This is a genomic window from Bifidobacterium sp. CP2, from assembly GCF_018555635.1.
GTDB classification, from domain to species: Bacteria; Actinomycetota; Actinomycetes; order Actinomycetales; family Bifidobacteriaceae; genus Bifidobacterium; species Bifidobacterium saguinibicoloris.
The window spans coordinates 149,190-164,538 of sequence record NZ_JAFEJX010000005.1 but is presented as its reverse complement, the minus strand read 5'-3'; the positions used below and the strand labels follow the sequence as shown (position 1 = coordinate 164,538).

General features: G+C 64.0%; 13 protein-coding genes. 10 read left to right on the top strand and 3 right to left on the bottom strand.

The genetic code is table 11. The features are described from left to right. Positions 1–359: 359 nt before the first annotated feature. Complete coding sequence (ftsY, locus tag JS531_RS05590) at positions 360–1,664, bottom strand: signal recognition particle-docking protein FtsY (RefSeq protein WP_214313812.1); 1,305 nt, start codon at positions 1,662–1,664, stop codon at positions 360–362. Between the two features lie 160 nt (positions 1,665–1,824). On the opposite strand from ftsY, the gene JS531_RS05585 reads away from it, so the two are divergent. From JS531_RS05585 to JS531_RS05550, 8 genes are all read left to right on the top strand, one after another. Beyond that, complete coding sequence (locus JS531_RS05585; protein ID WP_214313940.1) at positions 1,825–2,616, top strand: TetR/AcrR family transcriptional regulator; 792 nt, start codon at positions 1,825–1,827, stop codon at positions 2,614–2,616. A gap of 61 nt (positions 2,617–2,677) precedes the next feature. Beyond that, complete coding sequence (locus tag JS531_RS05580; RefSeq protein WP_214313810.1) at positions 2,678–3,811, top strand: glycosyltransferase family 2 protein; 1,134 nt, start codon at positions 2,678–2,680, stop codon at positions 3,809–3,811. A 700-nt stretch (positions 3,812–4,511) separates the two neighbouring features. After that, the gene (locus JS531_RS05575; RefSeq protein ID WP_140463235.1) at positions 4,512–4,964 is read left to right on the top strand and encodes a helix-turn-helix domain-containing protein; all 453 of its coding nucleotides are present in this window, start codon (positions 4,512–4,514) and stop codon (positions 4,962–4,964) included. Positions 4,965–5,123: 159 nt separating this feature from the next. Then, positions 5,124–5,309, top strand: coding sequence for a hypothetical protein (locus tag JS531_RS05570; RefSeq protein WP_140558968.1), 186 nt, complete (start codon positions 5,124–5,126; stop codon positions 5,307–5,309). Continuing rightward, complete coding sequence (locus JS531_RS05565) at positions 5,306–6,658, top strand: helix-turn-helix domain-containing protein (protein ID WP_181161755.1); 1,353 nt, start codon at positions 5,306–5,308, stop codon at positions 6,656–6,658. Before JS531_RS05570 ends, JS531_RS05565 begins: the two co-directional genes overlap by 4 nt. Next, positions 6,655–7,239, top strand: a complete 585-nt coding sequence (locus JS531_RS05560; protein ID WP_181161754.1) for a WhiB family transcriptional regulator — start codon at positions 6,655–6,657, stop codon at positions 7,237–7,239. Before JS531_RS05565 ends, JS531_RS05560 begins: the two co-directional genes overlap by 4 nt. Before the next feature lie 44 nt (positions 7,240–7,283). Next, positions 7,284–7,865, top strand: a complete 582-nt coding sequence (locus JS531_RS05555; RefSeq protein WP_140463231.1) for a ParA family protein — start codon at positions 7,284–7,286, stop codon at positions 7,863–7,865. Then, the gene (locus tag JS531_RS05550; RefSeq protein WP_033494383.1) at positions 7,862–8,080 is read left to right on the top strand and encodes a hypothetical protein; all 219 of its coding nucleotides are present in this window, start codon (positions 7,862–7,864) and stop codon (positions 8,078–8,080) included. The genes JS531_RS05555 and JS531_RS05550 overlap by 4 nt, the downstream gene beginning before the upstream one ends. Positions 8,081–8,163: 83 nt before the next feature. Here the strand turns inward: JS531_RS05550 and JS531_RS05545 are convergent, their stop codons facing one another. Both JS531_RS05545 and JS531_RS05540 read right to left on the bottom strand, forming a co-directional pair. Further along, positions 8,164–8,727, bottom strand: a complete 564-nt coding sequence (locus tag JS531_RS05545) for a DUF4411 family protein (protein WP_214313808.1) — start codon at positions 8,725–8,727, stop codon at positions 8,164–8,166. Beyond that, a complete protein-coding gene (locus JS531_RS05540) occupies positions 8,724–9,893 on the bottom strand; it encodes an ImmA/IrrE family metallo-endopeptidase (protein ID WP_214313806.1) in 1,170 nt (389 codons plus the stop codon). The genes JS531_RS05545 and JS531_RS05540 overlap by 4 nt, the downstream gene beginning before the upstream one ends. A gap of 407 nt (positions 9,894–10,300) precedes the next feature. Between JS531_RS05540 and JS531_RS05535 the strand changes: the two genes are divergently transcribed. Then, a complete protein-coding gene (locus JS531_RS05535) occupies positions 10,301–12,010 on the top strand; it encodes a SpaH/EbpB family LPXTG-anchored major pilin (RefSeq protein ID WP_214313804.1) in 1,710 nt (569 codons plus the stop codon). 287 nt (positions 12,011–12,297) lie between these two features. After that, positions 12,298–15,198, top strand: a complete 2,901-nt coding sequence (locus JS531_RS05530) for an LPXTG cell wall anchor domain-containing protein (protein ID WP_214313797.1) — start codon at positions 12,298–12,300, stop codon at positions 15,196–15,198. The last annotated feature ends 151 nt before the right edge of the window (positions 15,199–15,349 follow it).

Here is a 15,349-nt window from a genome sequence, read left to right as displayed (position 1 = left end):
GTCTACCTCCCTCTCTTTATGTGTCTCTCTCACGGACCGGGAGGGTCCGCGGGATGCCATTCGTTATTGCCGTCCCCCTTGTGGGGGCTAACGATCGTCAGTGAACGCCCGGATGGTTTTCGTTTCGTTACGGCAGGTTACGCGATTGTTAATCGATGATGCGTTCGCGCCGGCGGGCGCGGCGTCGGCCCGAGGCGGTTTTCCGCCGAAAACGAGAGGGTCTCGAATCATGTTTCCAACATGATTCGAGACCCTCCCATCGGCGTTTGCACGCCGGAAACGGTTCACGATGCGGACCGGACTGACCGCACTGACCGCACGGTTCGCACGGTTCGGACGGACCGCACGGTCACATACGGTCAGGCGAGGATGCCGTCGACGAAGCCCTCCGGATCGAACGGGGCGAGGTCGTCGGGGCCTTCGCCGAGGCCGACGAGCTTGACCGGCACGCCGAGCTCCTTCTGCACGGAGATGACGATGCCGCCCTTGGCGGAGCCGTCGAGCTTCGACAGCACCACGCCGGTGATGCCGATGGCCTCGGCGAACACCTTCGCCTGGGTCATGCCGTTCTGGCCGGTGGTGGCGTCGAGCACGAGCAGTACCTCGTCCACCGGCAGGTTCTTCTCCGTGACGCGGCGGATCTTGCCGAGCTCGTCCATGAGGTTCGCCTTGTTCTGGAGACGGCCGGCGGTGTCGATGATGAGCACGTCGGCGTTGTCCTCCTTGGCGCGGGCGCTGGCTTCGAACGCGACGGACGCCGGGTCGGCGCCGTCCTTGTCCGAGCGCACGACCGGCACGTCCACACGCGCGCCCCACGTCTCGAGCTGGTCGGCCGCGGCGGCACGGAACGTGTCCGCCGCGCCCATGACCACCTGCTTGCCTTCCGCGACGAACAGTCGGGCCAGTTTGCCGGCGGTGGTGGTCTTGCCGGTGCCGTTGACGCCCACCATGATGATGACGCCCGGCTTGTGCGCTCCCGGCTTGTCGACGTTGAGGCGACGGTCCGTGTCGCGGCCGACGAGGTCGAGCAGGCGTTCCTTCAGCGCCGCACGCACTTCGGCGGGGTCGGCCTTGCCGGTGACGCGCGCGTCGGTCCGCAGGTCGTCGACGAGCTGTTCGGACGCCTCCGCGCCGACGTCGGCAAGCAGCAGCGTGTCCTCGACGTCCTCCCAATCCGCGGCGGTGAGGTTGTCCTTCGCGAGGATGTTGAACAGGGCCTTGCCGAACGGGTTGCCCGACTTGGCGAGCTTCGCCTTGAGTCGGGTGAGTCGGCCGCCCACCGATTCCGGCTTCTCCGTCTTCGGCGCCGGTGCGGCAGCCGGTTCGGGGGAGGCTTCGGGTTGTGCGGCAGGTTCCGGCTCGACGGAGGCCGAAGCGGCCGACGATGCGGACGATTCCGCGGCGCCGGGCTCCCCGGAGCCTTCGGGTTTCTTGGTCCCGCCGGATTCCGCGGACGAGGACGCGCCTGCGGCGGCGTCCTTCTCCCCGCTCTCCTGTTGCTTCTGTTGCTCCTGTTCGCGCGCCTGCTGCTCGCGCAGCATGTCACGTTCCGCGATGGTCTTGTCCAGATCACGGCGACGGGACCTGCCGAACCATACGCCCAGAAGGATGATGACGATCGCGACGGCCGCGAACGCAAGATACGACAAAGTAGTGCTATCCATGGCCCCCAGTCTAGTGTCCGCCATTGTCACGCGGGCATGCGCCGGAACCGGCGCGAAACCGGCCGGCGGCTCATCGGCCACGGCACCCATCCGAACCTCCATCGCACAGACGCGTCGCACGGCGGCGGCTAAGCTGGAAGGTATGGCCAACTCCTCACGCATGACGTCGTATCAGCGGCGCGAACAGCTCATCCGCATCGGACGCTCCCTGTTCGCCGCGAAAGGGTTCGAATCGGTGAGCGTGGAGGAGATCGCCAGCAACGCGAAAGTCTCCAAACCCATCGTCTACGAGCATTTCGGCGGCAAGGAGGGACTGTACGCGGTGATCGTCGACCGTGAGATGCAGGCCCTCACCTCCACGCTCACCGAAGCGCTCAAAGACCCGGACATGCATCCGCGGCAGATCGTGGAACGCACCGCCCTCGCACTACTCACCTACATCGAGGAGAACGCCGAAGGGTTCCAGGTGCTCTCCCGCGATTCGCCGAGCACCGACCCGTCCGGATCGTTCAGTTCGCTTCTCGGCGACATCTCGATGCGCGTCGAGGACCTGCTCATCGCGGCGTTCAAACGGCAGAAGCTCTCCGTGAAGGGCGTGCCGTACTACGCGCAGATGCTCGTCGGCATGACCGTCTTCACCGGCCAATACTGGGCGGACCGGCCGAAGGTCAGCAAGGAGCAGCTCGCCGCGTACATCGTCGACCTCGCCTGGCACGGCCTGAGCCGGCTCGACTCCAAACCGAAGCTCATCTTCGAAGGAGGCAAGGCCGCCAAGGCGCGGGCCAAGGCCGAACGGCACGGCGGCGCGCAGCCGGACGCGGCGAAAGCCGCGGACGCATCGGACACGTCGACCGACGCGGAGGCATCGGACGGCACGACCGCCGGCGACGGCCGCACGGAAGATGAACCGGATGTGCAGGATGTGCGACGGAACGTTCCGGACGGCGAATGAGTGATAGTCTGTGGCGTTGAACCACAGACCGCACGCGACCTTCGAGGGGATCGACCAGCTTATGACGCAACCGGCACCGACGACGGCCCCCGCAACCGGCACAGGCAAGACGCTCACCTTCATCGTGCCCGCCTACAACATGGAGGGCTACCTCGACCGGTGCATCAACTCGCTCACCGCGGCACGGCGCACCGACGACATCGAGGTCATCATCGTCGACGACGGATCCAAGGACGACACCCTCGCCGCCGCACAGGACTTCGAACGGCGCATGCCCGGCGTGGTACGCGCCATCCACCAGGAGAACAAAGGACACGGCGGAGCCGTGAACACCGGCATCGCCGCCGCACGCGGCATGTACGTGAAGGTCGTGGACGCCGACGACTGGGTGGGACCGGAATCGCTCGAACAGGTCATGGCCGTGCTGCGCGACGAGGTCGCAAAGGCCGGGAACGGGGCTGCCGGAGTTGCCGGGAACGACGGGATTGACGGCGCCGGGAACGACGGGAACGACGCCGAACCCATCGACATGCTCGTCACCAACTACGTGTACGACAAGGTCGGCAAACGACGCAAGCACGTCGTGAACTTCCGCCACGCCATGAAGGCCGGCGAACCCCTCACCTGGGACGACCTGGGACACTTCGGACTCGCCGAATACATCCTCATGCACGCGCTCATCTTCCGCACCGACGTGGTGCGGGCCTCCGGCATGCGACTACCCGAACACACGTTCTACGTCGACTTCATCTACGCGTACCAGCCGTTCCCGTGGGTGAAGACCCTGCGCTACCTGGACACGCCGTTCTACCACTACTACATCGGCCGCGAAGGGCAGAGCGTGCAGACCGACGTGATGATCCGCCGCGTCGACCAGCTCATCCACGTCAACCGCTGCATGGTGGAGGCCACGCCCGAACGCGGCGACGTGCCGGACGGACTGTACAAATACATGGTCCACTTCCTCGCCATCGAAAGCTCCGTGGCGAGCGTGTTCCTCATCCTCTCGCGGGACAAGGAGAACTACGCGAAGAAGCAGCGTCTGTGGGACGACATCCGCGAGCATTCCGAGCCGATCTACCACGATGTGCGGCGCAAGCCCATGTCGCGCGCGCTGAACCTGCGCGGTTCGGCGGGCCGATGGGTGATTCGATGGGGGTACCGCGTGGCCGAACACGTGGTCGGTTTCAACTGAGACGACCGCCATTCGCCATCCAGCGTCCGCCATCCACCATCCACCATCCGACCGGCGCGTTTCGCGGAGGCAGCTCGCCAGCGAAGCAACCAGTCACGCCCCTGACGAACCATTTCGCACACACTGTCCTCAGCGAAACGTCCCGTCACGGTTCCACCCGACTGCCTCACAAACCAGCCTCATAGCGAAGCAACCCGTCACCACCCTGACGAACCATTTCGCGCACACTGTCCTCAGCGAAACGTCCCGTCACGGTTCCACCCGATCGCCTCGCGGAACAGCCTCCCAGCGGAGCAACGCGGCCGTCACCTCACCCAGAGAATTCCGATTCCCATGGTTTTCCCAGCATTTGCACACGACACGCTGAAGAGTACGGGGTTTACTGGGAACCACGGTTGGAAAGCCGCAATAACTGAATCCCTTCTTCTCTCTTCTCTCTCAAGCCCGGTCCCCGCCGGGCTTTCTCTTTTGTCCCGCCCGAGCAGCCCGAACAGCCCGAACAGCCCACCAAGCCGCAGCGGAGACTTAGGCGGCTTGCATTGTCGAACGGCGGTGTGTATTTTAGAAACGTTGCCCCTCTAGCTCAACGGTTAGAGCAGCGTCCTTTTAAGTCGTGGGTTTTTCGGGGATTAAACGTACTGCCCCGACCCGCTTCACGGATTAAATTTGAACGGCTCCCGGTCATGGAAAGCGTGTTTCCATGTCTCGGACCAGTGCCTCCGCCGCGTGCGCGTTGCCGCCGGTGTTTGCCGTTGACGGCCTCGCCGATGCCTCGCGCGTCCTGTTCGGGCGTGGTGTCGTTCCTCAATCCCATGATACCCGTTTTCTGCTGGTTCCCGCCTCGAACCGTGGCATAAGCGTACCGGACGGGCAGGGTGCGGCGAGCGAACGCGAGTTGCGTCGTGACGGCGTGACCACGCGCCGCGTGCGCATGCTGATGGGCGAGCCGAATTATGTGAGCTACGCGGCGCTGGCTCGTATCATGCGGCTGTCGAAGTCGTCGGTGACGGGCAAGCTCAACGGCGACATCAACTGGACGTTGCCCGACATTCGGCGCATCGCGTCGCATTTCCGCGTTTCCAGCGACTGGCTGCTCGGCCTGTCCGACGATCCCGTTCCTTCGATGGCGAAGGAGGTGGTCGCCTTCACATAGAAGAAGCCCTCTCCTTGCGGGAGAGGGCCAGGTCCGTTCGGGATCCGTGGAGGCGGCCGGCAAAACCGTCTCCCGGATTCCAATCACAAGAATCGCGAGAGCCAGCATTTGTTAAGAGAAAGGTTCGGCTTTCGCGGTGCAGACAGAGATTGGATTCTTATGTCTTACAAGCAGGATTGTATACCCGCGCGCGTGACCGTCATCGTGTGCGAAAGCCCGGAAAACCAAGGTTTTGAGGGAAAGTCTTATATCACGGTTTCACCGTATCTCGACGAATCGGTCAGCCGCGCTGACCGGTTGCGGCGTGCCGTGGCCGCGCATCCCGCGGGAGGTGAGCGCCGATGAGCATCCAGGCATTGAGCCGCGTGTTCACGCTCAAGCGGCTGATCGAGGACCCGTACGCCCAGCTCGTGCTCATCAACCTCGCCGACAACGCCGACGAGCACGGGCGCAACTCCTTCCCCGGCATCAAGAAGATGGCCAGGAACTCGTGCATGTGCGAACGGTCGGTGCAGCGCAAGCTGCGCTGGCTGGAGGAGAACGGCTTCATCCGCAAGTCGGAAGCCACTGAAGTGATCCAGTACCTGCCCGAGTACAAGCGACCGACCGTATGGGAGATCTGCATGGACCGCGACGAGACGCTGCCCGCGCCGACGGACCGCAAGCCGCGCACGCCACGCAAGGACGAGAACCAAGCGGAGGAAACGGACGACACCACACAGGATACCGACGCCGGCGCATGCGAGACACCCGGTGCATCACAGTCACCGGGTGCAGGAAAAGCACCGGACGGCAGCAGGACGCCCGACGCACTACGAGTCACCAGCCCGGTGACCGTGCAGTCACCCAAACCATCCCATGAACCTATTACCCCTCTGTCCCCTAAAGGGGACATCTCCCCACGGGGAGACTCAGCCGAGAACAACACGCCCACCATCAGCCAATCGTCCAACGCGCCGGACCTCGACGTCGAACCGAACCAAGGTTTCGGCTTTACCGGCGAAAACCGTCGGTCGGACGACGCAGTCGTCGGGGACAACGTCTCCGCGTCCGATTGCGACGCGCTGCTGAAACGATTCGCCGAACTGCTTGCCGGCGAACAGGTGACGGCCAAACCGCCACGGGCGCGCGACCAGCGCGCCGCAGCGGGACTGCTCGCGGAACACAGCCAGATGGAGATTCTGGAGCTGGTGCTGTGGGCCGCCAAGAATCCGTTCTGGCGTCCGAAAATGCTGAGCATGTCCGAGTTCGCCCGACGCTGGGAACGCCTATGGCAGGAACGGCGCGGCGAGATCGAGCAGCGACGACTCAGAGCCAAACACGTCAAATCAGGGATCATGTCCGCGAAAGACAAGGAAGAGAAAGACCCGCATGCGGCGGTGCTGGTCTCATGCGAAACCGTCACACAGTGCCCGGTGTTCGGCTACTCGTCGTTCCAGCACGGCAGATCGAACAGCCGCATCGCATTCGCGCAGAACCACCTCAACGGCTCCATTCGCCGGGACAAATGCCCGGTATGCGCGTACGACGAACGCAACCTGGCGCTGCACGGCAACGCGCGCACCACGGAAGCCGTCAAGCGGGCGCGAATCGAAGCCGACGAGCAGACGAAACGCTGGAAGGAACACCTGCGGCGGAAGGAAGAGCAGCCGGCCTCGTTCGACAGGATGCCAAGCATGGAACGGAGTGCATGATGGATGGGTTCCGTCCCACTGGCAAGCCGGACGGCAGACCGGCACGCGATCCGGGCGGCGACGAGTGGATACACACGTCGATGCTGCCGCCCGGCGGCCTGTGCGCACAGGCGCAGCTCGACTTGTACGACATGATCTGGATGGAACTCGACGCCGCCGGCGACTCGCGCCCCGACCAGATGCTGCGCGGCGCAGCCAAACGCCTGTGCGCGCAATGCCCGATGCTCATGCCGTGCCTGGCCCGCAGCCTGCTGCGCCCGGTCACGCACGGCATCCTCGGCGGCATGACCTACAAGGAACGACAGTACGCGATGCGCGTCGTCATCGTCCACGACGTTCTACCCGAACGCAAGGCGACGGACATCGCCAAACCGTACCGGCTGCTACTCGACTGGCTCGACGCCCACCCCGAAATCCACAGCATCGTCCGCAACCGGCGACGCAACGAGCGCGCCCGCAAAACCGGCAACGGCGAACCACTCGGCCGACCACGCAGGCTCACCCGGCTTGAACCCGGCGAACGCGATCCCCCGGATACGCCCGACGATCATGCACTACCGGACACATCCGCAAAGAAATAAAGAAACAAAGAAAAACACAAAAACATACACAAAGGGAGACCACTATGAGAATCGCCATCGCCAACGCCAAAGGCGGGGTCGGCAAGACCACCATCGCGCAATACCTGTGCCACGCGCTCGTCCGCGACGGGCAGCATGTCACGCTCTTGGACGCCGACCCGCAGTACTCCGCGACCCTGTGGGACAGAATCGCCAACCTCAGCAACGAAACGCTGCCGTTCAACGTGCGGGCCGCTTCCGTTGACGAACTCGCCGCAATCCGCGCCACGCCGGGGGAATGGCTCGTCATCGACGCGCCGCCCACGCACGCGGGCCTCAAAACCGCGCTCGACATGGCCGACTTCGTGATCGTGCCCACCACCGAATCGCCCGTCGACCTGCAGCAGGCATGGGCGACCGTCAACGCGGCCGGACGCACGCCCGCCGCCGTACTGCTCAACAGGGTCGAAACGAATACGGTCGCGTTCCGGCAGGCCATGCACGCGCTCGAAACACAGGACACGCCACGATTCGACACGATAGTGCCCAAACGGCAGGAGATCAAGACCAGCTTCGGCCACCGCCCGGCCAAACTCTGGGAATACGGTCTCGTCCTGCACGAGCTGAGACGGGCGGTCGGACGATGAAAGGGAACCTGAGCTATCTGCCCGCCGAACGCGAGATCACGTCGGTCGACGATATCTACCGCGAGGAACCGGCCAACGACCCCTACATGGTCACCAGCATCAAGATCCGCACCTCGCTGCGCAACCGCATCAAAGCGGCCGCCGGCATCAAGGGCATCCGCATGCAGGACCTCGTCGCCCAAGCCCTCGCCGAATACCTCGACCGGCACGAGTGATCTAAGGTGCCGGATGCGCAATCACACGACGGAAGGTATCCGGCACCGCACTGCATCGCGATGTCTTCATGGCCGATGCAGGATCAGAGTGTTGGCTGGATGGGGTATGGCGATGAAACGAGTTCTCCGCTGGCGTCGTAGAACTCGCGTAGGTTCATGGTGCGTACGCCCATCGCGTCGGCCACGTCGGGAATCTTGGGTTCTTTTTTCAACGGGCTGCTGGGCATGGGATGCACGGCCTGCTCGTTGGTGACGACGATCGCGTCCTCGACCATTGCAGCGGCGATCAGCCACGGGTCGGCTTTGGTTTCCGGCTCCCATTGACGGTACGAGGCTGGCCGGTAGAGTCCGCAGGTGGCCAGGTAATCCTGAACCTGCGCATAGGCCACACCGATTTCATCGGTCTTATGCGAAAGCTGTTTGTCTGAGAACAGGTTGAACGCCCATTCGGCCAGCTCGTCACGGTTGCCGTCGCTGTCCTTCTGGGTGATCTCCTTGAACACGGTGTCAAGCAGCTGTATCTTGCCGTTGTGCGCCATACGTTCCAACCACCGCCAGAATGGATGAAACTCCTTGTAGGAAAACGGGTGATGAGTGCGGTAGGACTCGATGAAAATGTTCGAGTCCAGCAAAAACAGATCGCTCACTGATCCAAGCCTTTCGCCTTGAGCAGGCCGTCATAGGCGTGCATGGACCTGACGCCCAGCAGGGACAGACCATCGGAATAGGGCAGGCTTCCCCGGTCGACACCGTCCCGGATCATGCGCACGAACCTCGTGTCCAGATGGGAAGCGTTCGTCAGGTTCTGATTGCCGCCGGAACCGGCGGCCTCCGTATCCGTCACACGCCGTTCGCTCAGGGCGCGGACCAGACGAACGTCCTCGTCACTGGCCAAGCCAAGCTTATGGGCGTGAATCGTCAATGCCAAAGCGCTCAGACCGTACCTTTTCGCGCAACCATCCGCAATGTCCTGCACGCGAGCACCATCCGCAACCATCTTCTTCCAATACGCGCGGAATTCCTGCTCGTCATCCACGACCGTCAGAACGACGGCCTGGTTGATCTTGCGTTCGACACCATTGCCGCCATCCACGGAGGAGTCGTTGTACACCTCGTTGGAACCGAGCAGCACGTGACCGATCTCATGCAGGAGGGAGAACAGCATCGCCGCATAGGAATCATTGCGATTGACGAAAATCAGAGGCGCCACGTCATCCAACAGCACGAACGCGCGAAACTCGCGCACGTCCAAACGGCGCGCATTGGACGTTCCCACCCGGGAGTCGACCATCACCATCAGACCAGCGTCGGAAGCCTTGCCACGCAGGAAACGGAACCGATCGGCACTGCTCTTATGCCGGCACCAGCCAACGTCCAAGGACAATCCCTCGCGAATACGCGCGGCAAGTTCACCCGCGGTCACATGGGACGGCACACTGCCGACCAGCAGATTCTCCCCGAAGCCCTGCGCGATCATCTCGTCACGCGCCCAATCCTGACGGTTGCGCATGACCGCGATCGTATCCTGAAGATTCCGGCTCGCTTCGACCCCGCGATTGTCGATTGTGCGATACCGGATCAGCTCATCCTCATGGGACTCGGGAACCACGGAACGTACCAGCGCGCCGAACGGCACCTGCAACGCGGAACCGATCGCGGACAACTTGGTAAAAGACAGGCTCAACGGACCCGTCTCGTTCAACCACTGCGGAAACTCAGCAAGACCATCCTTATGCGCCACAGCCGCGGGATCAGCACCACTCTGACTGACGGCCCACCGGAGCGTGGCCGGATGCACGGTGATAGACGCCATCGCCACACTCCCTTCCGATACCGCAGACAAAAAGACCCACCACATGTCAGAGCGGCAATCCGCAGCCTCGGGTGGGTATTGGTAAATCTCATCATATCCGACTGAGTGGATTTCAACATGGGAGCGATGCAACTATAAACAAAGAAATACAAACATAAAGAAATGCTACGAAACTACCGGCCGATAGACGGCGTCGGACGGTGACGATTATCAGCGTGGGACCACGATGCCGTGACGGGCGGCGGCAGGATGAGGGACGTGCGGTCGGGCCAAAGGTGGTTCGGGTAAACGTTCCGCACCTTCCCTCTCATGGTATGGCCGCGCCGTCGGGTTCTCTTCCTTTCTCTTCCCCGTCGACGCGGTTCGTGCCTTGGTTCAGGGGATGCGGATAGTGAAGGATTCCGATCATGTTCTCTTCCCACAGGATCGGCCGGCTGCTGCGCGCGACGATGACGGCCGTGCTGTTGCTGGCCACAGTGTCGGCCGGCGGCATCGCTCATGCCGATGAGACCGGTGAGACGACGCCCGTATTGGGCGATTCGATCACGCTGAACGCCGGCCCGGGTTCGTCGTTGAACGGCGCGGACTTCAAGGTGGTCAAGCTCGCCGGATTCACGATCCAGGGTTCCGCGGTGACCGTGCGCACCGAGGACACGGTGCGCGGCGATGTGATCGCCTCGCTGCCGAAAGTCGGCGACAGCGAATACCCGGCCGGCACAGGCGATGCCGACGGCGGAACGGCTGGCGAGACTACACGGGGCGACGGTGCGGCGGACACGGGTTCCGGCGGCGAGGATCCGATCATATGGTTGGCGCGACAGGGCGATGTGAAGGATTCCCCGGTTTGGCGGCTGTTCGCCGATCGCATGGCGGCCACCGTTTCCGTCACGGATGCGCCGGTCATGTCCGGCACGACGACGCCGGCCGACGACGGCACGATTTCCTCGGTCGTGTTCGCCGGATTACAGCCCGGCCTGTACCTATTGGAGGATGCGAACACGGCGTTGACCGGCACCACGCGTTCGGCGCCGATACTGGTCGGTACGGCGATCACCGCCGCGAAACCACCGATCGGCAACGCCGACGGCACAGCCGAGATCAAGAACCAGCGCGTCACGATCGGCAAGAGCATCATCGACGGCGACGACGCGACACTGACGGACGACCGCAATGTGGGAGACATCGTGGACTATCGTATTGAAACCCTCATCCCCGATACCACGAAATACGCGAATGATGCGGCCAACCCGTACGTGTTCCGCCTGGCGGACGTCCTGTCGAAAGGCCAGCGGTTCAACAACGACCTGACCGTCACGGCCAGCAAGGACGGCCGGTCATGGAGTTCGCTCGACGGCAACGATTACACGTTGCAGGCAAGTGAGTCCGACGGCGGCACGGCAACCACGATCGATCTCGATCTGAGCGCATGGGTTTACGCGAATGGCCGTGACGGCATGGCGGGCGGTTTGCTGCGCGTCGACTATTCGGCCACGCTCACCGAGCATGCGACGATCGACGGCGACGGCAACACGAACACGGTCGCGCTCACGTACTCGAACGATCCGAAAACCAACCAGACCGGAGAGCTCACGCCTCCGGACACCACCGTGTACACGCACGGCTTCCAGTTCGACAAGATCGGCGAGGACGGCAAGACGCCGCTTGCCGGCGCGACGTTCACGCTCTACACGGCGGACACGTTCGCGGACGACGCCAAGTACCGTCGCGCCGACCGTCCCGACGAGGACGTGACCGCCACGTCCGACCGCAACGGCCTCGTGAGGTTCGACGGTCTGGCCGCCGGCACGTACTGGGTGCGCGAAACCGGAGTGCCGGACGGCTACCGTGACCTCGACGTGCGGTTCAAGGTCACGATCACCGCAGATCCCGGCAAAGCGGCGCTGGTCGTGTTCGAGCGCGTGCCTTCACTGGCCGATTCGCTCGTGCAGATCGAGAAGAACGGCCTGCTGTTCGTACGCAACGTCACCGCGATCACGAATCTGCCCCTGACCGGTAGCGGCGGCATCGTCCTGTTCCTCGTCATCGGCGGCCTGCTCGCCGCCGGCGGCGCGATCATCGCCGTCATGACCCATCGCAAGGGACGTCTGCTCAAATAAACGCTCCACGACCGCCCCCGTCGCGCAACCCCACGGAATCGCGCGACGGGGGCTTTCGTGTTTTCTCACGGTATACGGCACTCCAATATCCGTCCGGGACCACGGGCGGCGGATGCGGGGCCGGATACTGTCTGGCGTGCGGTGGGGCGCCAATGGTGGGCTCTGGTCAAATGATCCGCACGGGCTTTCCGGTTCGTCGTTCGCCGTCGCGGGTTTCTCTCTCCCTTTTTCTCGCGGCGGCGGCCGTCGGCCGGGGGTCTGGCTCCTCGTGAAAGGGAGTGTTTCATATGGGCGTGTTGGGCAGGAAAAGCAGTATCACGGCGGCCATCGCCGCGGCGGTGTGCCTGCTGGTGTCGCCGATGCTGGCGTTGGGGTCGCCGGACGGCACAGCCGGCACCGGAAGCGGCGGCGTAGTCGGCGGGCGTGGCAATACGGCGGATACGGCGTCGCTGGGCTGGTATCTGCCGAACAAGGCGTGGGTGCGCATGGGCGACGACGGCGTCTGGCGGATGGTTTCCGATCCCGAGAGGGATAATCACGTCGGCGCGGACGGCATGTCGTTCCTTGACGGCGACGTGGTCGCGGCGGCGGTGAATTTCACGGTGCCGTGGTGGGATGAGCCCACCCGGTTGGAGCTGGTGGACGATTGGACGCTGGTGGACCGGTATCTCGACGTGCGGGACGTGTCCGAAGTGCGCGTGTACGTGGCCGAAATGGACGAATACGACGCTCCCTCGCTGGACGGCATCAACGTGACCGGCGAGGACGTGACCGACCGTTTCGACATCGTCTCGGAAGGCATGACGGTCACGGCGAAGGCGACGGCCGAGTATCTGGCGTCGCTGGACCTGAGGGAACGGCGCAAGTCGTTGCAGTTCTCGATGCTGGTGCCGTTCGACGTGAGGTTCGACGTGCGCGAGGATCTGCAGCGGGACATCGACGCGATGCGCACGCGCAGCGGGTCGCTCGACAATACGTGCAGCGACGGCAAACACGAGCTGGTCAACCGCGGCGGCGTGTTCTGGGCCGATCACGAGTATTGGGAGACGAACGAGCCTCGCCTGTGCATCGTGCGCCCGGAGTTCGACAAGGACGTGACCGCGAGCGAAACGGAGGGCGGCGACGGGTCGAGCATCGACGGGCGCAGCGTACTGCCCGGCCAGACGGTCACCTATGAGCTGGAATTGCAGGTGGGGGCCGCATCCGACTACACGCTGCACACGCTGGAGTTCGTGGACGAGTACGACGTGCGCACGACGCCGGTCAAGGAGAGCCTGACGGTCATCGACGCGCGTGACGGTGTGACGGTGCCGGCCGAAGCGTACGACGTGGAGTGGGACGACGCCGGGCACAAACTGTCGGTCGCGTTCCGGCGCGACTGGCTGGACGAAAATTGGGACCCGTACACGGGTCACCGGTATCGGCTGGAGTTCGACGCGACCGTGTCCGAGGACGCTGCCACGGACACGGTGATCGCGAACCGCGGCTGGGTGACGTTGAACAATTCCGGATTGGAGTCGAACGAGGTGACGAACCTGCCGGTCGACCCGCAGCCGGTCAAGCAGGACACGCAGGCGGACGCGTCGGTGGACATCGACGGCAAGACCGTACTGGTCGGCGACCGCCTGTACTACCGGATCACGATCGACGCGGCAGGTTTGGCCGACCCGGCGTATCCGGTGCGCCGGCTGGGCGTGATCGACGACTACGACGAAACCGTGCTGGACGTGGACGAGGCCGGCATCCACGTGCTTGACGAGCAGGGCGCGGACGTGACCGACCGGGTGAACGTGCAGGTCGCCGATGGCGTCGTCTACGCGTTCTTCAAGACCGTGGACACCACGCTTGCCGACGGGACGGTGCTGCCGGGCGACCCGCAGCCCGCCGATCTGGCCGAATATGCGCGCCGTGAACTGTCCGCGGAACGTGACGCGGGCATCGACCAGTCGCTGCTCGGCAAGACGTACCAGCTGGTGCTGCCGATGACGGTCATCGCGGCGGCGGACGGCGGTTCGGTCGAGAACACGGCCGTGCAGGTCACGAACAAGCGCCGCGCGGTGTCGAACACGGTCACGAACGTGCTCGCGAAACTCGACCCGTTCAAGGACGTGACGGTCGACGTCGGTGCGGACAGCGCGGACGGCATGAGCCTCTACAAGGATCAGCTGTTCCTCTACCGGCTGGACTCCTCCCTGCTGCCCGCGAACCGCGCCTACCCGCAGGTGACGCAGTGGCGCATCGACGACGATTACGACGAGTCGGGCGACGAATACGCCGGCCAGTGGGCCGTGTACGCGGCCGAGGACCTGCACGACGCGGCCGGCAGTGTGATCGCGGCGAAGGGCTCGCGCATCGCGGGCAGCGGCTTCGATTCCGCAAGGTTCGGCGGCGACCTGTTCTCGTTGGACATGCGCGACGGCTCGTTCACGGTCGCGGCCACGCAGCGCTATCTCGACCTGGTGTCGGCCGACGGTACGCACGCGCAGGCATGGCGCGCGTACGTGCAGTTCCGACGGGTGAAGGCCGGCGAGTTCTCCAACACGTTCACGGAGACGCTGAACAGTGGGGAACGCCCGTCGAACACGGTGACCACGCGCACTCCTGAACGCTCCCCGTCCGTCAGCGTGGAAAAGTTCGACGAAGCGTCCGGATTGGAGGCGGGCGACCGCGACGACACGAAGGACGCGCTGGAGATCACGGGCGACGGCACGACGATCGTGTTCCGCATCACGAACACCGGCGACGTGCCCCTGACCAATCTCGAACTGTCCGACGAAACAATCGCCGGCGACGGCACAGTCACCGACCTGAAATACCCGGATGATTGGGCGACGCTCGTATTGCAGCCGGGCGAATCCGTGGACGTGACCGGCACATTGACCGGCGTCACCGACCTGCACACCGATCGCGCGACCGTACAGGCCGCGCCGGTCATCGAATGCGTGCCGAAGGACGACGACCCGTTCGACGACCAGCCCGCACAGCCGGTCGAACCCGGCACGGTGTGCACGGACACGCCGATCACGAGCGAACCGGACGACTGGAGCGCCTACATGAAACGCATGCTGCCGCACACCGGCGTCGATCTGACCGGCATCATCACGATCGGCATGCTCATCCTGCTGACCGGTTTCGCCATGCTCCGCATCGCCCACACACATCGCAGGAACCCGGTTTCCGACCTCTGACTTCCGTTGCGGCCGCGCATTATTCGCATGGCCGCAACGGTTCCTACGGGGATGCCGCCGACCATCAGACCGGCGGCATCCCATCGCCAAGGCCGTCCGGCTTTCGACAACACCGGGCGGCCGTCCACTCACCGTTGAGTCCCATCACCGC